General features: G+C 65.8%; 14 protein-coding genes and 1 pseudogene. 7 read left to right on the top strand and 8 right to left on the bottom strand.

All coding sequences use genetic code 11. The features are described from left to right. Positions 1 to 154: 154 nt before the first annotated feature. Both HLH45_RS05360 and fabV read right to left on the bottom strand, forming a co-directional pair. Positions 155 to 442 carry a hypothetical protein gene (locus HLH45_RS05360; RefSeq protein ID WP_008573901.1) on the bottom strand — a complete coding sequence of 96 codons (288 nt, stop codon included), beginning with the start codon at positions 440 to 442 and terminating at the stop codon, positions 155 to 157. A gap of 165 nt (positions 443 to 607) precedes the next feature. Beyond that, complete coding sequence (fabV, locus tag HLH45_RS05355) at positions 608 to 1,816, bottom strand: enoyl-ACP reductase FabV (protein WP_033478794.1); 1,209 nt, start codon at positions 1,814 to 1,816, stop codon at positions 608 to 610. 277 nt (positions 1,817 to 2,093) lie between these two features. Between fabV and HLH45_RS05350 the strand changes: the two genes are divergently transcribed. Then, on the top strand, positions 2,094 to 5,441 hold the full coding sequence (locus tag HLH45_RS05350) for an nSTAND1 domain-containing NTPase (RefSeq protein ID WP_033478791.1): 3,348 nt from the start codon (positions 2,094 to 2,096) through the stop codon (positions 5,439 to 5,441). Next, the gene (locus HLH45_RS05345) at positions 5,438 to 5,836 is read left to right on the top strand and encodes a hypothetical protein (protein WP_008573916.1); all 399 of its coding nucleotides are present in this window, start codon (positions 5,438 to 5,440) and stop codon (positions 5,834 to 5,836) included. The genes HLH45_RS05350 and HLH45_RS05345 overlap by 4 nt, the downstream gene beginning before the upstream one ends. Before the next feature lie 121 nt (positions 5,837 to 5,957). On the opposite strand, the gene HLH45_RS05340 is transcribed toward HLH45_RS05345, so the two are convergent. The 4 genes from HLH45_RS05340 to HLH45_RS05325 form a co-directional block, all read right to left on the bottom strand. Beyond that, on the bottom strand, positions 5,958 to 6,506 hold the full coding sequence (locus tag HLH45_RS05340) for a hypothetical protein (protein WP_031420548.1): 549 nt from the start codon (positions 6,504 to 6,506) through the stop codon (positions 5,958 to 5,960). 289 nt (positions 6,507 to 6,795) lie between these two features. Continuing rightward, positions 6,796 to 7,194: a hypothetical protein gene (locus HLH45_RS05335; protein WP_008573918.1), complete on the bottom strand. Its 399-nt coding sequence runs from the start codon at positions 7,192 to 7,194 to the stop codon at positions 6,796 to 6,798. Between the two features lie 599 nt (positions 7,195 to 7,793). After that, positions 7,794 to 8,426, bottom strand: a complete 633-nt coding sequence (locus HLH45_RS05330; RefSeq protein ID WP_008573919.1) for a response regulator transcription factor — start codon at positions 8,424 to 8,426, stop codon at positions 7,794 to 7,796. Beyond that, positions 8,423 to 9,622, bottom strand: coding sequence for a sensor histidine kinase (locus HLH45_RS05325; RefSeq protein WP_033478795.1), 1,200 nt, complete (start codon positions 9,620 to 9,622; stop codon positions 8,423 to 8,425). The genes HLH45_RS05330 and HLH45_RS05325 overlap by 4 nt, the downstream gene beginning before the upstream one ends. Before the next feature lie 60 nt (positions 9,623 to 9,682). Here HLH45_RS05325 and HLH45_RS05320 point away from each other — a divergent pair, with 60 nt between their 5' ends. The 4 genes and pseudogenes from HLH45_RS05320 (at position 9,683) to lldD (ending at position 13,735) form a co-directional block, all read left to right on the top strand. Further along, positions 9,683 to 10,249, top strand: a complete 567-nt coding sequence (locus HLH45_RS05320; RefSeq protein WP_008573922.1) for a methyltransferase family protein — start codon at positions 9,683 to 9,685, stop codon at positions 10,247 to 10,249. 217 nt (positions 10,250 to 10,466) lie between these two features. Beyond that, positions 10,467 to 10,889 carry a DUF2141 domain-containing protein gene (locus tag HLH45_RS05315; protein WP_031420540.1) on the top strand — a complete coding sequence of 141 codons (423 nt, stop codon included), beginning with the start codon at positions 10,467 to 10,469 and terminating at the stop codon, positions 10,887 to 10,889. A gap of 26 nt (positions 10,890 to 10,915) precedes the next feature. After that, a pseudogene (locus HLH45_RS05310) lies at positions 10,916 to 12,429 on the top strand (carotenoid oxygenase family protein). A 139-nt stretch (positions 12,430 to 12,568) separates the two neighbouring features. Then, positions 12,569 to 13,735, top strand: a complete 1,167-nt coding sequence (gene lldD / locus HLH45_RS05305) for an FMN-dependent L-lactate dehydrogenase LldD (RefSeq protein WP_008573929.1) — start codon at positions 12,569 to 12,571, stop codon at positions 13,733 to 13,735. A 137-nt stretch (positions 13,736 to 13,872) separates the two neighbouring features. On the opposite strand, the gene ku is transcribed toward lldD, so the two are convergent. Both ku and HLH45_RS05295 read right to left on the bottom strand, forming a co-directional pair. Then, a complete protein-coding gene (gene ku, locus HLH45_RS05300; RefSeq protein ID WP_008573931.1) occupies positions 13,873 to 14,832 on the bottom strand; it encodes a non-homologous end joining protein Ku in 960 nt (319 codons plus the stop codon). Continuing rightward, on the bottom strand, positions 14,832 to 15,230 hold the full coding sequence (locus tag HLH45_RS05295) for a hypothetical protein (protein WP_033478792.1): 399 nt from the start codon (positions 15,228 to 15,230) through the stop codon (positions 14,832 to 14,834). Before HLH45_RS05295 ends, ku begins: the two co-directional genes overlap by 1 nt. A gap of 150 nt (positions 15,231 to 15,380) precedes the next feature. On the opposite strand from HLH45_RS05295, the gene HLH45_RS05290 reads away from it, so the two are divergent. Continuing rightward, positions 15,381 to 15,560, top strand: coding sequence for a hypothetical protein (locus HLH45_RS05290; protein WP_008573948.1), 180 nt, complete (start codon positions 15,381 to 15,383; stop codon positions 15,558 to 15,560). Positions 15,561 to 15,603 lie beyond the last annotated feature (43 nt).

Raw genomic sequence — 15,603 nt, 5'->3', positions numbered from 1 at the left:
GGAATCGGAAGAGCGCTGGATTTCTGCGCTTTTTCTAAAGGTGGTAATCACAGCGCGCGTTCTCTAATGACGAGCAGGCGTTGCGTGCCAGCAGGCGTGGTCTGCGGGCAGTGGGCAGATGCTCGCTAGGTGTTGTCTGCAGCGCTCACGGGTTTCAAGCCGGTCTGCGTGCGCGGCGTTTGTTGATGATCCATGCCATTGCGGTACTCACCAACACCACGCAGACCGATGCCGGAATGCTGAAGAACGACGCAATCACCAGCGCGTTTTGCCACGGCGGTGCCGAGCCGTCCTGCATCACCACGGAGCAAACCACGGTCGTGGTGATCAGCAGATTGATCAGTGCTTTGAGCGCGCCGTGCATCCGGATAAACCGCAACAGCACGGCGCAGACGCCGCTGACCAGAAAGGCCAGGACGAGATGGGCGATGAGTTTGTCCATTGGGGCGGAGATTTGGGATGAGGAAGTGGGATTCGTCACAGCAAAGGCAACCAGCATCGCGTGCCGGTTGTCCTTGCCCCAAAACGTTCGGGTCCGCCGAAGATCAGCGATGCAGCCATCCACCGCTCTTGCCAATCGCTAAACCCCAATCTCTAATCCCGGCAATCACCCCAACTCGATGCAATCGAAGGTGACGTCCGTCTCCACATCGGCGTCGTAATCCACGTCGGTGCGCTCGAAGCCGAACAGCTTGAGGAACTCGTGCTTGTAGCCGGCGTAGTCGGTGAGCTCGAACAGGTTCTCGGTAGTGACCTGCGGCCACAACGCCTTGCAGGCGTCCTGCACGTCGTCGCGCAATTCCCAGTCGTCCAGGCGCAGGCGGTTTGCGTCGTCCACCTGCGCCGGCTGGCCGTCTTCGCGGTACAGGCGCTCGCGGAACAGGCGGTCGAGCTGCTCGATGGTGCCTTCGTGCAAGCCCTTTTCTTTCATGATCTTGTAGACCATGGAGATGTATAGCGGCATCACCGGAATGGCCGCGCTGGCCTGGGTGACCACCGACTTGAGCACCGCCACATTGGCGCCGCCACCGCGCTTGGCCAGGCGCGCATTCAAGCGCTGCGCGGTGTGGTCCAGATCGACCTTGGCCTTGCCGAGTGCGCCATGCCAGTAGATCGGCCAGGTGATTTCGGTGCCGATATAGCTGAAGGCCACGCTGCGCGCGCCATCGGCGAGCACACCGGCGCCTTCCAGCGCGTCGATCCACAATTCCCAATCCTGCCCGCCCATCACGGTGACGGTATCTTCGATCTCCTGCGCGCTGGCCGGCTCGATCGAGGCCTGGATGATGGTGTCCTTGTTGGTGTCGATGGCGGTGGCGGTGTAGGTCTGCCCGATCGGCTTGAGCGCCGAGCGCTTCACTTCGCCGCTGCCCGGCAGCTTGCGCACCGGCGAGGCCAGCGAATACACCACCAGGTCGACCTGGCCGCCCATCTCGGTCTTGATCAGCTCGATCACCTGCGCGCGTGCGGCATCGGAAAACGCATCGCCATTGATCGACTTGCTATACAGCCCGGCCGCCTTGGCATGCTTGTCGAATGCGGCCGAGTTGTACCAGCCGGCCGTGCCGGCCTTGCTGGCGGTGCCGGGTTTTTCGAAGAACACGCCCAGCGTGTCTGCACCGAACCCGAAGGCAGCGGTGATGCGCGAGGCCAGGCCGTAGCCGCTGGACGCGCCGATCACCAGCACTTTCCTGGGGCCGTCAGTGCGCACGCCACGCGCACGCGTTGCGGCAATCTGCTCGAGCACATTGCGCTCGCAGCCAAGCGGATGCGTGGTGGTGCAGATGAAGCCGCGCACTTTGGGATGGATGATCAACATGGACTCCTGGTCAGCAAGATGCTGGCGGCATCTTAGTGCGTGTGGCGCGCGCGAAACAGCCTGATGCGTAACACACGCCGCTGTATGGAAGCACGTGAGGGCCGCCGCGGGGCAGCCTGACGCCAGCACCTGCGCGCGCCGCAACGAACAGCGACCGCAATCGACTTACCCGGCAGCGGGCTGTGCTACGTTTCGGCCCTGCCGTGCCGTGCCTGGCCGCGCCTGAGGGCGATTGTCGAGGCCCCTTCCAGTTGTGCGACCGGTTATTTGAGCGATGTCTCTTCGAAGCGAGCGCGTCACGCAGCTGGGCTCCGTTCCGCGGTTCCGTCTTGGGCCATTGCTGGTCGAGCCGGAGCGGCTGACGCTGATCGACGACGGCCGGACCATCACGCTGGAACCGCGCATGATGGAAGTGCTGATCGCGCTGGCCGAGCGCGCCGGCGAGGTCATCAGCGCCGAGCAGTTGTTGATCGAGGTGTGGCACGGCAGCTTCTACGGCGATAACCCGGTGCACAAGACCATCGCCCAGCTGCGCCGCAAGCTCGGCGACGACAGCCGCCAGCCGCGCTTCATCGAAACCATCCGCAAGCGTGGCTACCGGCTGCTGCCGAAGGTGGTGTTTCCCGACGATTACCGCGGTGCGGTGATCGGTCCGCAGGCGTGGGGGCACGGCAACCCGTACATGGGGCTGCAGGCATTCGACCCGGCACATGCAGACGTGTTCTTCGGCCGCAGCCATGCGATTGCGCAGGTGCTGGGCGCGTTGCGCGCGCAATTGCACAGCCAGCGTGGGCTGGTGCTGGTGAGCGGCGCCAGCGGCTGCGGCAAGACCTCGTTGCTGCGCGCCGGCGTGGTGCCGTTGCTGTGCCAGCCCGGCGGCCTGGATGGGCTGGAGGCCACCGCGGTGGCGTACTGCAACCTGGCGCAATGCCGTGGCGGCGATGTGCTGGATACGCTCGCACGCGCACTAGGCGAGTGGGCACCGGGCGGGCGCGCGGTGTTGTCGCCGGCGCAGACGGCACGCCTGCCCGAATGGCTGCAGCAACCTGCGCCGCTGCATGCGGCCATCGACGAGGCGATGCGCCAAACCGGCCCGGCGCGCGAGAACGTGCACACCCGGCGCCATCTGCTGCTGGTCATCGACCATGCCGAAGCGATGGTGGCCACGCCCGGCATCACGGCCGCCGATCGCGCTGTACTGGCGGCCGCCTTGCACGCGCTGTGCGCCAGCGCGCACGTGGCCGTGCTGATGCTCACCCGCAGCGATTTTTATCCGCGCCTGATCGATGCGCTGCCGGACATCGTCGAGCTCAAACGCGGCGATGGGCACGTGGATCTGCTGCCGCCACGCGATGGCGAGATTGGCCAGATCATCCGCGTGCCGGCAGCGATGGCCGGGCTGCGCTTCGAAGAAGACCACAGCGGCGCCGGCCGCCTGGACGATGTGCTGCGCGATGCCACCACGCGCCAGCCCGATGCGTTGCCGTTGCTGCAACATCTGCTGCATGCCCTGCATGCGCAGCGCAGCGACGACGGCTTGCTGACATTTGCCGCGTATCGCGCCCTGGGCGGCCTGGAAGGCGCGCTGGCGCATCATGCCGAGCAGACGTTTCGCGCATTGCCCTCCAATGCGCAGGCCGCGTTGGGCGAAGTGCTGACGCTGCTGAGCGTGATCCACCCCGACAGCGATGTCGTCACCGCACGGCGTGCGCTGTGGTCGGCATTGCCGGCGAGTGGCACAGCGCGCGTGCTGGTGGATGCGTTCGTGCATGCGCGCCTGTTCGTCAGCGAGCTGGTGGCCGGCGAACCGGGCTTTGCGGTCGCGCACGAAGCCTTGTTGCGGCAGTGGCCGCGTGCGGCCGAGTGGATCCATGAAAACCGCCGCCTGCTGCAGGCGCGCAAGCGGCTGCAACTGGCGGCACAACGCTGGGCCGCCGAAGGCCGGCGCAGCGATCACTTGCTCAACAGCGGCCGCCCGCTGAGCGAAGCACGCGAGGCTGCGCGACGCATGCCGCAGGATCTGGACGCCCTGGATCATGCCTTCCTGCGCGCCTGCGAACGCTCGCAACGCCAGCGCCGCAGCGTATACGCCGCCGCCGCCGCACTGCTGGTGGTGCTGGCCAGCGCCTCGCTGCTGCTCGGCTGGCAGGCGCGCCAGGCCCAGCAAGTGGCCGAACAACGCCGCGATCAAGCGCAGCAACTGGTGGGCTACATGCTGGGCGATCTGGCCGAGCAGTTGCGCACCGTGGGCAACCTCAAACTGCTCGATAGCGTCGGCAGCCGTGCGCTGCGGTATTTGGAGGATCTGCCCGAGTCGGGCATGGCAACCGGTGATCTGATCAACCACGCACGTGCGCTGCGTACCACCGGCGAAGTGCTGATGAATCAGGGCAAGCTGGAAGAGGCGCAGGCCGCATTCACGCGTGCCGCGTCCACTGCCGAGCAGGCGCGTACCCAGGCGCCGGACGCAGTGGAGGCGCATGCGGAAATAGGTCAGACGGCGTATTGGCTGGGCAACATGGCCTATCGCAGCAAACAGTTTCCGTTGGCGCGCACCCATTGGTCGCAGTATCTGGCCGCCAGCGAATGGTTGGTGCGCACCGCGCCGGATGATCCACACTGGCAACTGGAGTTGTCGTACGCGCTCAACAATCTTGGCACGCTGGCGCGTAGCGAAGGGCAGGCCAACACGGCGATCGGCTTGTTCGCCCGCTCGATCGCGCTCAAACGCCAAGTATTGGCGCGTACCCCAGACAACGCGTCCGTGCGCTATGAGCTTGTCGACAGCCTTTCCTGGCTGAGTCTGGCGCAGGAAACCCAGGGCCTGCTGGCACCGGCCGAACAGGGCTATCGCGAACAGATCGAAACACTGCACCTGCTAGTGCAGCACGATCCCGATGCCAACGCCTGGCGACGGCGCATGGCCACCTCGTTGGTGCGCACCTCCAATCTGGCGCTGGCACGCGGTCACCTGGCGCAGGCGCAAGCCGACGCGCAAGCCAGCGTGGGGATGCTGGAACCACTGGTCGCGCAACAGCCGGACAACCGCACCTGGCGCCGCGATCTGGCGCATGCCTATGCGCAGGCCGGCTGGGTGGCCGCGCTGGACGGGCACGCCGCTGCTGCCACACGCCAACTCACCCAGGCGCGGCAAACGCTGGCAGGCGTGCTGGCGCACCAGCCGCTGCCGGAATGGGAATGGCTGGACGCCATCATCGCACTGCGCTTGAATCGGGTGCAGGGACTGCACGGCGACCGTCAGACGGCCAGTCTGGCGGCGATCGTGGCGCGGCTGGATGCCTTGCATCAGGCCAAACCGGCCGACCTGATCGGCGTGTCGGCGCTGGCGACTGCATTGGTCTGGTATGGCGAACAGCTGGACGCCAGCGGCGATCACGTCGGTGCACGCGCCGCCTGGCAACGTGCCGTGGCAGTGCTCGGCGCCGATATCGGCAATAGTCGCGACAAGACCTTGCTCGACCCCTGGATTCGCGCACAGATTCATCTGGGTCGGCGCGCTGCCGTGACGCAACAGCTCGGATGGCTGTATCAAGCGGGCTACCGCCACCCGGGATTCGTTTCCCTCTATGCCCCGCTCTTCAAGGAATCACCAACGTCATGACCGATCCCAAGATCATCCCCATCACACTGACCGTGGCGCACGTTGAGTTCGGCGGCAATACCGGCAGGGGCGCCTACTTCTACAGCTTCTCGCCGGACCTGCTCATCTGTGGCAAAGGCGAACAGGGCGTGACCCTGCGCTACGCGTTCTGCAAATCGGTGCCCCACCGCTTCAAGATCATCAGCCTGCTGAATTCCGATTCGACGGGACAGATCGGCCCGGCGGAAATTGCCTCCGACGGCAGTTGGGTGCAGGTGGTCAATGCCAATAAAGACCGGACACTGATCTTTTTCAGCGTGGTGGTGAAAGATACCCACACCGGCACGCATTTCAGCTGCGACCCCCAGGTCGGCAACGATCCGGAAATTTCGCCGACCGAATTAGGGCGTCACTGATCCTTGAGTCCATCTCCGTCCGACGGTTCGCCGCCGGACGGGAGCCGCCGCGCGATCGAGCGATGGCTCAGCTGCACACAATAAGAGACCCGACCGCCGCGGAGCGCCTGCATGCAGGTGCTCAGTTGGTGTCCCGAACGTAGGTATCGATTGCCTTGGGCGTCAGGGCAATCACGCGACCTGCAGGAAAACTGGATATCACATAGTTGTCTGGCGCATCGCTTTTGAAAGGCACGTCGAACGTGGACGCTAGAGTGCGCGCCCACCCTTCCGGGTAGGTGCTGCCGCTGACATGGACAACACTCATCGAAGGCCAATGCACTTGGCGTTTTGTCTGCGGATCCGTCAGGTCGGCCTGGCCGATCAGCACCCGACGCGATTGGAGAGGACGTGTTTTGGCACGTGCTGCCGGCTGCAGCTTGAAGCTATAGGTTCCGCTTTCAGGGTAATGCAGCTCGATGATCGATGCCGGCGAGGCAACGGTGACTTGAAATTCTTTCTCGTACCCGGCTTTGGTTGACCTGGCGCCCTCAAGCAGGCGCCACTGGTGATCGGCAATCGGACGCGCCGATACGATGACCGCGCCCCCTTGTTCCAGTATCGGCGCGTCGAGGGTCACGATCAGTCGCGACGATAACCTCGGCTGCTTTGCACAGCCGGTGGCGGCCATGAGCAAACATGCGATAGCCAAAACGGCGCAGCCAATCCGATACCTGCCCATCGTGTCACTTCCTCAACGCTGCACACCAGCATGGCCGCTCCTTGCGGCCTTGCGTCTTTATACGTTCCTTCGTATCGACCGTGTTGCTGCGCGTCTAGCGCGTGTCGCCCGATCCTGCAGGATGACGGCGTGCTGCTGCCAGCACGCGGCATCGATCTGGCGCCGCATGCACTGCGTGGCGCCTGCTCCTTGCCGCCGCTGCGGGCGTGGTGCATTCCAGGTAATCCTAGGAGCGTGGTTAGATGTCGGCCGACCTGCGCAGCCGCTCGTCGCGCTCGGTTCCGTTGCTGAAAGCCGGCTTGATCTGGCCACGGCTCGACCACGTGCCGGCCGTGCCCGTGCCGATGCCCGCGCATTCAGGGTCATCGGTTTGGCCGACCTGGCGTGGGCGACTCGCCAGACCTTGCCGGCAACCTTCTCCATCGAAGCGCCTGATCAGTCGATCGCAGGCATGGGCAGCAGTTCCCTGCACTGCCGACGCGCATCCCACGACGACCCGCATGTCGCGTTCGGCGACCGTTTGGATCGGCAGGGCTGCGCGGGGCCAACTGACCGGCAATTCGGCCTGGGTCGACGCCCCCCAGGCGCTGGTGAACAGCACGACGATCAACACGAACCACGACCGGACCAGGCGCATGACGGACTCCGCAGCAGACCGGAGCGCGGCGCGTCCCCGGGCGGCGTCGCTGGCCGCCGGATCACCTTCATGCGCGGCCCCGTGCCAGACCTGACGGCAACCTTACGGTTGCCGGCCGACGCTGACGGTTGCCCGTAAACACTTATGGAACAGTCACATAGAAGTGCAGGCCTGAACGAGCTCGGCACTCGGGACAGCGTGTCTGGGGGGGCGAAACGGCAGCAAGTGGTATTGGCCGTCCCCTCACCCCAACCCCTCTCCCGAGGGGGCGAGGGGCTTGCGTCGTGTCGGGTAGCAAGCGAACTTCGGCCCTTCTACCGCGGGACAAGGTGGCGCGTAGTTGCAGGATGACGGTGCAAGGCTGCGCACTGTTCTGGGATGCAAGGCGGGATCGGCCGGTGAGGCCGACTGCAAGTTAAGGCCACGGCTGAGCTTGTCCGAGGTGGCTGTCTTCCGCCGTACCCTCACCCCAACCCCTCTCCCGGAGGGAGAGGGGCTTAGATTCCCTTGCTCTAGGGCTTTCCGATCCGGTCCCCACCTGCCCGCTTTTCCGAATCCCCAATCTCGAATCCCAAATCCCGATTCCCGATTCCCCGCCCTCAAATCACCCGCAACGTGATCGCCTTCAACACCGCCCGGGTGCGGTCGCGGGTGCCCAGCTTTTCCAGGATGGTAGAGACGTAGTTCTTCACCGTGCCTTCTGCCAGGAACAGGGTGCGGGCGATTTCCTTGTTCGAATAGCCGCCGGCCAGCAGGCGCAAGATCGCCACCTCGCGTTCGTTGAAGGTCTCCCGCGGGGCCTGCTGGTCGCGGAACTGGTAGCGGGCGCGCACCGGGTCGGTGCTGACCGGCTGCAGCAGGGTGTCGCCTGCGGCAACGCGCTCGATCGCCTCGCGCAGGTCTTCCGGGGCGGCGTCCTTGAGCAGGAAGCCCTGTGCGCCGGCCTCGCTGGCGCGTAGCAGCAGGTCGCTGTCGTCGAAGGTGGTGAGCAGCAGCACGGGGGTGCGGTCGCCGCGGGCGCGCAGCTGCTCCAGTGCCTGGATGCCGTCCAGGCCGGGCATGCGGATGTCGCTGAGCACCACGTCCACCGTATGGATGGCCAGCGCATCCAGCACGCCCTGGCCGTCGTCGGCCTCGCACACCACCTCCACGCCCTGCTGCTGCAACAACGCGCGCAAGCCGGCGCGCACCAGGATCTGGTCGTCGGCCAGGGCAATACGACGTGAACTCATACCGGTAGTCTCGCAATCAGGTGCATGCCGCCTGTGGGTGTGCGGCCAAGGTCCAGCTGGCCATGCAATGCGGCCAGGCGTTCGCGCATGCCGGTAATGCCGTTGCCTTCGCGGATGCGCTCGGCGCGGCGGCCATCGTCGCAGATGTCCACGTGCAACTGTGCGCCTACGCAATGCAGGTGCACGGCCACTTCATCGGCGTCGGCATGCCGCACGGCATTGGTCAGCGCTTCCTGCACCAGCCGCAGCAGCAGCTCGGCCACGCGCGCATCGGTGACACGCACGTCGGCATCGATCTGCAGGCGCAGCGTCGGGCGCGGGAACGGGGCGGCCAGCGCGCGCAAGGCGGTCTGCAGGTCCAGGCCCTGGTCGTCGCGCAGCGATTGCACCACGTTGCGGATGTCCGACAGCAGTTCGGCCGATAACTGCTCCACCACCGCCACCTCGTTGCGCTGCGCCAGGGCCGGGTCGGCGCTGAGCAGGCGCAGGTTGATGCGCATGGCGGTGAGCTTGTGCCCGGCCACATCGTGCAACTCGCGCGCCAGCCGCAAACGCTCGGCATCGCGCGCACTGTCGGCCAGCAGCGCGCGGGTGGCCAGCAGATCGGCGTTGACGTAGGCCAAGGTGTCGCGCGCCCGCTCGGCACTGCGGGCGTAATGCGCGGTGAGTGCGGCAAAGGCCTGGAAGCCGGCATAGATGCTCACGATCAACAAGGCCCGATCGAAGCCGGCGTGCACTAGCACCGCGTACATGCCCGCGTTCAACACCAGCGCCAGCAGCAGCACGCGCAACGGCGGCCAGGTCATGCCCGCCTGCGCCACCAGCATCACCAGCAGGACCGGCGCGGTGCCGGCATGCGGCTCCATCCAGACCAGCAGCAAGGCCAACGCCGCTTGCAGCAGGGTGGCCACCGTGCGCAATGCATGCGTTTGCGGCAACACGGTGTGCACCACGAACAATGCGGTAAAGCCGGCCAGCGCGCCCCAGCGCCAGGCACCGTAGGCAGACGCATCGGGCATGAACGACAGCGCGACCGCGGCAATGGTGAACGCAGCGGCCAGGCGCAGGGGGTGCAACAGGTGGCGGAAGGAAGAGTTCATGCGGCGATGCTGACCGCCATGCAGGCGCTCGGCAATGGTGCGCAGGCAGAAGGTGACTTCTGGCAGGTGGGATCGATGACCTGCGGCCCCTGGTATGGGTGCAGTGCGCGCGCAGACTGGCCTCATCCACTCACCGCGTTGCCAAGGAGTCACACCATGTCCGCTTCCAGTCTGTTCATCGCGCTCAATCTGGTCTGGGGTGGCTATGAGCTGCTGCTCAGCCGCCGTCGCCGCGCCGGCGATGGTGGCGCGCACGATCAAGGCACCCTGAAATACCTGTGGCGCGTGTTGTCTGCGGCGGTGGCCGTTGCAGTGATGCTGGCCTACAGCGGCCTGGCGCACTGGCCGCTGGGTTGGGCGGGGCCGCTGCAGTGGGCCGGCTGCGCCTTGATCGGCAGCGGGCTGGCGTTGCGCGTGTGGGCCATCCAGGTGCTGGCGCGCTGGTTCACGGTGGACGTGACCATCCAGCCCGATCACCAGTTGGTGCGTCGCGGTCCGTATCGCTGGCTGCGGCACCCGTCGTACACCGGCGCGCTGCTGGCGTTTTACGGGCTGGCGCTGGGCATGGGCAATGCGTTGTCGGTGATGGCGATCGTGGTGCCGGTGACCTGGGTCTTCCTGTACCGCATTCGCATCGAAGAGGCCGCGTTGCAGCGCGCCTTCCCGGTGGCTTACCCGGCGTATGCGAAGCAGAGCCGGCGCCTGCTGCCGCTGGTGTGGTGACGGCGCAGACAGCAGCGGCGTCGCGCATGGATGCCAGGCAGTGCTTCGTCTGCTTGCACCCAGGTTCGGCCCACACGACATGCAACCTGGCGTGCTGCTGCAAGTATGGGCGACCCCTCACGGTCCGATCTGCGACGGCCGCCAGCGCAGCAAGGTGGATACGCTGCGTACGATCGGTCTCACCGCGTCGCATCCCTATCGTTGCCAGGAGAGTTGCATGCTCGCCCGTCCCTATCCCGTTGTTGCGCTCGCATGGCTGCTCGGCAGCGCCGGCGTGCACGCCGCCGACCTGAACGTGGACGTCAGCGGCTTGCGTTCGCAACAAGGCAAGCTGCGCATCGCGGTGATCGCCTCGGCCGCACAACTGGACAGTGCACAGCCGCCGGTGCAAGCGCAGACGCTGCCAATCACCAGCAGCACACCGCACATCCAGTTCAAGAATCTTCCGCCCGGCCGTTATGCCGTGATGATCAATCACGACGAAAACGCCAACGGCAAGCTGGACACCAACCTGATCGGCATGCCGGTGGAAGGATACGGCTTCAGCAACAACCCCACCGGCATGCGCAAGCCTGGCTTGGACGAGATCGTCTTCGACCTGCCGGCCAGCGGGAAGCGCATCAGCGTGCAAATGCGCTGACACCGGCACGCGATAGGAGCGCTGCCATGCACCGTCGTCGCTTTCTGCAATCCCTGTTGGCCGCCGGCGGCAGCGCTGCGCTCGGCAGCTGGATGTTACGCAGTCTGCCTGCACACGCCGCAGAAGCGGCAGCGTTTCATACACAGGTGCAGCGCACACCGTGGCTGCTGGGCTGGCGCAGCGTGACCAGCCCCACCTTCGGGCCGACCACCACGGCAGTGCAGGGCAAGCTTCCCGAAGGACTGGCAGGCAGCCTGTATCGCAATGGCCCGGCCTGGACCGAGCGCGCCGGGTTCCGCTACGAACACTGGTTCGATGGCGATGGCATGGTGCATCGCTGGCAGCTGGGCGGCACCCAGGTGCAGCACGTCGGGCGCATGGTGGCGACGCATAAATTCACCCAGGAACAGCAGGCCGGGCGTTTTCTGTATCGCGCCGCTGGCACCCCGTGCCCGACATGCAGCCGGTCCGCAATAACGACGACGTCAACACCGCCAATACCTCGGTGGCGATGCTCAATGGCCGGTTGTTCGCATTATGGGAAGCGGGATCGGCGATCGAGCTGGATCCGGATGCGTTGCGCACGCTCGGCCCGGTGACCTGGCGCGACGATCTGGCTGCGATGCCGTTTTCCGCACACCCATTGATCGACCGCGACGGCAGCGCATGGAACTTCGGCTCAATCAATGCGGCAGGCGCCAGCGGCGTGGTGCTCTGGCACCTGGGCGCAGATGCCACGTTGCGTCACGTGCAGCTGCTGCACACCGACGCCCCCGGCTATATGCACAGCTTTGCCATGACAGATCGGCATTTGATTCTGGTCATGGCGCCGTACCGCCGGCTGGACGGCGAGGGCGCGTTCTTCGAAAGACTGCGCTTTACGCCCGAAGCGCCATCGCGGATTGCGGTGGTGCCCAAGGATGCGTTGGACCAACCACGCTGGTTTGAAGCCGACTTTGCGGTGGCATACCACTTTGCCGACGCCTATGCGCATCGCGACCGCATCGTGGTGCGCGCCATCGTGTACGACGATCCGGAGCAGGCGCGCTCGCCAATGCGTGCGGCCATGCACGGCGACCCGGCGGCCGCACCATCACAGGTGCAACTGCGCAGCCTGCATCTGGACCTGAGCAACGGCCGCGCGCACTGGCAGCCGCATCCGGTGGATAATCTGGAATTGCCGTTGTACGACCTCCGCACCCCGACCACCACCGGCGCACGCCTGTATGCGCCATGCATCGATGGGCCCGACAACTCGCCGTTCCTCAATGCCGTGGCCGGCTATGACCTGGAACGCGACCGCCGCCAGGTGCATCGCTACGGGCCGGACGTGCTGGCCGAGGAACATGTGTTCGTCCCCAGGCCCGGCAGCGACCGCCCAGACGATGGCTGGTTGGTCGGCACCGTGCTGGACACCCGCCGCGGCCGCACCGGGCTGATGGTGCTGGACGCACGACATATCGATGCCGGGCCGGTGGCCCAGGCATGGCTTCCGTACGCGCTACCGCTAGGGTTTCACGGGCATTTTGCGCCCGCCTAGGCGGGCGCACAGCAACGGGCATGGCACTGCGTCGAGCCACATCCAGACCTAGAGTGCCGACTCGCTGCCCCGGTGCCGTGCCGTCTTGGATGGATCGTCTTACACTCGGCCGCTCCCCGCCGCTGCCGTCCCCTCTTCGATGATCATTTCCGCCGCTTCCGACTACCGCGCCGCTGCGCAAGCACGCCTGCCGCCCTTCCTGTTCCATTACATCGATGGCGGCGCGTATGCCGAGCACACCTTGCGGCGCAATGTCTCGGACCTGGCCGATGTAGCGCTGCGCCAGCGGGTGCTGCGCAATATGTCGGATCTGCGCCTGAGCACCGAGCTGTTCGGCGAAACCCTGGCGATGCCGGTGGCATTGGCGCCGGTCGGCCTCACCGGCATGTATGCACGCCGCGGCGAAGTGCAGGCTGCGCGTGCGGCGGCCGCGCGCGGTATTCCCTTCACCCTGTCCACGGTGTCGGTGTGCCCGATCGAAGAAGTGGCGCCGGCCATCGAACGGCCGATGTGGTTCCAGCTCTATGTGCTCAAGGACCGTGGCTTCATGCGCAATGCGCTGGAACGGGCCAAGGCCGCGGGCGTGACCACGCTGGTGTTCACCGTGGACATGCCCACGCCGGGCGCGCGCTACCGCGATGCGCACTCGGGCATGAGCGGGCCCAATGCCTCGCTGCGGCGCATGCTGCAGGCAGTGACGCACCCCCGCTGGGCGTGGGACGTGGGCTTGCTCGGCAGGCCGCACGATCTGGGCAACATCTCCGCCTACCGCGGCAGCCCCACCGGCCTGCAGGATTACATCGGCTGGCTGGGCGCCAACTTCGACCCGTCCATTGCCTGGAAAGACCTGGAATGGATCCGCGAATTCTGGACCGGGCCGATGGTGATCAAGGGCATCCTGGACCCGGAGGACGCACGCGATGCGGTGCGCTTCGGCGCCGACGGCATCGTGGTCTCCAACCACGGCGGCCGTCAGCTCGACGGCGTGCTGTCCAGCGCACGCGCGCTGCCGGCCATTGCCGATGCGGTAAAGGGCGAACTGAAGATTCTGGCCGATTCGGGCATCCGCAGCGGGCTGGATGTGGTGCGCATGCTCGCGCTCGGTGCCGATGCGGTATTGCTGGGCCGCGCGTTCGTCTACGCGCTGGCGGCCGCCGGGCAGGCCGGCGTGGAAAACCTGCTGACCCTGATCGAAAAGGAAATGCGCGTGGCGATGACGCTGACCGGCACGCATTCCATCGCCGAGATCAGCGCCGACGCGCTGAGCCGGGTGACGCGCGAGCGGGCAGAGACGATCTCGCCTTGACGCCGCAAGACCGTAGCGCGTGATCGAGCGCTGTGAGCGGTTCGCCAGGCAGCTGACAGAAAGTGCCTCACCATTCGCGGCCAAGCGCGCGCCGACAGGCGGGCATGCCGCCCGTACCGTCCGTGCTGCGCCCCCGCCTATCCCGCCTTGCGCCTGGGCGCGGCCGTCTTGGCGGCAGTCTTCTTGGCCGCCTTGCCTGCGGTCTTCCTGACGGCTTTCTTCGCCGCTTTCTTGGTCGCCGCTTTCTTTGCAGGTGCGCTTGCCGTTTCGGCCGTGCTGGATTTCTTGGCTGGCGTGCGCGTATTGGCCTGCAGGCTCTTCTGCAGCAACGACATGAAGTCCACCACGTTGGTGGTGGCGTCTTCGTGTTGAGGGGGTTCCACGTCCACGGTGGTCGTGCCGCCCTTTTCCTGGATGCGCTTGCGCAAGATCTTTTCCAGCTTGCCGCGGAATTCGTCGTGGTAATCCTCCGGCTGCCAGGTGCCGGACATCGACTCGATCAGCTGCTTTGCCATCTCCTGTTCCTTGGGCGTGATGCGGTACTCGCCCACCGCACCGGCCGGCAGCTTGAAGTCCTGCGGGTCCACCACCTCCTGCTGATAACGCAGCAACAACAGGATCAATGCATCGCCCTGCGGCATCACCGCCGCCAGATACTCGCGGGTGCGGATCACCACCTTGGCAATGCCTACCTTGCCGGTGTCGCGCAAGGTTTCGCGCAACAGCACGTACCCCTTTTCGGCCTTCTTGCCCGGCACCAGGATGTAGGGCTTTTCGAAATAGCGTGGGTCGATGTCGGCTGCATCGACAAAGGTTTCCACCTCGACCGTTTCATGGCTTTCCGGCGCCGCAGAGCGGATATCCTGTTCTTCGACGATGACGTAGCTGCCCTTGTCGTATTCGAATGCCTTGACGATCTCCTTCCACGGCACCTCATCGCCGGTGTCGGCATTGACGCGTTCGAAGCGGATCGGTTTTTTGTCGCGCGAATCCAGCATCCGGAAATGCAGATCCACCTTGCGCTCGCCCGACATCAACGACACCGGCACGTTGAGCAAGCCGAAGGAAAGGGTGCCGGTCCAGATCGGTCGTGCCATCAGTGCGCTGCTCCATGAATTGCGGCTTCGGGAATGTGGTCCAGGGCCAGCCAGGCATCTTCGACAATGTCGCGCACATGCGGCCAGTCCAGTCGCGAGGCTCCACGCATGCTGTCCCACTGCGCAGCCAGGGCCTGCTCGCAATCGATATCGGCCCCGCGCGGCCAATCGGCAGCGTGGGTGATCCGCGCAAACGCATAGGCCGGCGATAAATCGCGCCAGGTGGGCCCGCCACGCCGGCGGCGGCGCTGGTAGTCGGCCAGGCTGTAGCAATGGAAATCCTGCGCCACGCCAGCCGTATCCGGCATGCGTGACTTGCGCGGCGCGCGCCTGGGCGGAGCGGGCTCGACATGGGCACTGAACAGGCGACGGTCGGGACGGCGATCCTGGGGGCGCATGGGCGGCTCCACGGTGCGGCATGGGGGCTGACATCAGTAACGCCGCTGCCGTGAGCCATGCGTGAGAAATTCGCTTGCATTGCGCGATTTGCGTGCCCTTCACCGCAGGCGCGGTGAACTGCTCGCCCATCTTGCTGTCAGGAGTCCACCATGTCCCGCGACCCGTTACGCGACCAACCCACCCAGCCGGGCGAACAACACGGCAAGCGCGACGCCGAACACTATGAAGACCGCGGCGCCGGCGATGCGCCCGGGCGCCTGATTCCTGCCGATGACCAGACGCCGGCCAAGAAGCCGGGAAGCGCGCCATCGACGGGGACCGATGACTGAAGAGGTGTTCCTGGCGGGTCTCTGGCTGAAAGCGTGGGTTGAA

The organism is Xanthomonas euvesicatoria, assembly GCF_013112235.1.
GTDB lineage: Bacteria > Pseudomonadota > Gammaproteobacteria > Xanthomonadales > Xanthomonadaceae > Xanthomonas > Xanthomonas euvesicatoria.
Note: the sequence above shows the minus strand (reverse complement) of the source record. Positions and strands in the feature narration are given on the sequence as shown.